Annotated in this window: 1 protein-coding gene; it reads right to left on the bottom strand. The window is 57.0% G+C overall.

Features of this window, described 5'->3' with window-relative positions; genetic code table 11:
• A partial coding sequence (locus AB4Z50_RS36050) for a tetratricopeptide repeat protein (protein ID WP_441887299.1) occupies positions 1 to 463 on the bottom strand: 463 nt, incomplete at both ends.

Here is a 463-nt window from a genome sequence, read left to right as displayed (position 1 = left end):
ATATCCGGTGCGGCGCCTAAATAGTACATATCCGATTCTGGCGGCCCCCGAAATCCTTCCTCAAGAAAGGATGCTGAAAGCGCATTGCCCGCGCGAACGCCCATCTGGTACGTTTGAATTGCGTCGGCGTAGACTCCCTTATTCTGCAGATGAATTCCCAGACTTCCCGCCGCCTCACCGTGACCCTGCTCGGCTGCGCACCGCTGCATTTTCCGCGCGATATCTGGAGCTTTATCTAACGGCGCGAGAAGCTCTGCCACATACGTCTGAGCATTCGCATTACCAAGGTCGGCCGCTTTGCGAAAGTACCGCAGCGCCATTTCTTTGTCCCGCTTGAGACCGTAGCCCAGGTTCAAGTAATAGCCGATGTCGTAGTACCCTGACGGCACGCCCGCTTCGACCAACTGCGCGGCCAGGTCGACACTCTCCTTTTGTGCGAGAGGTGAAGACGCCAATCCGTGTG

This window comes from Paenibacillus sp. 2TAB26, from assembly GCF_052115145.1.
GTDB lineage: Bacteria > Bacillota > Bacilli > Paenibacillales > Paenibacillaceae > Pristimantibacillus.
This window is presented reverse-complemented; position numbering and strand designations above follow the sequence as displayed.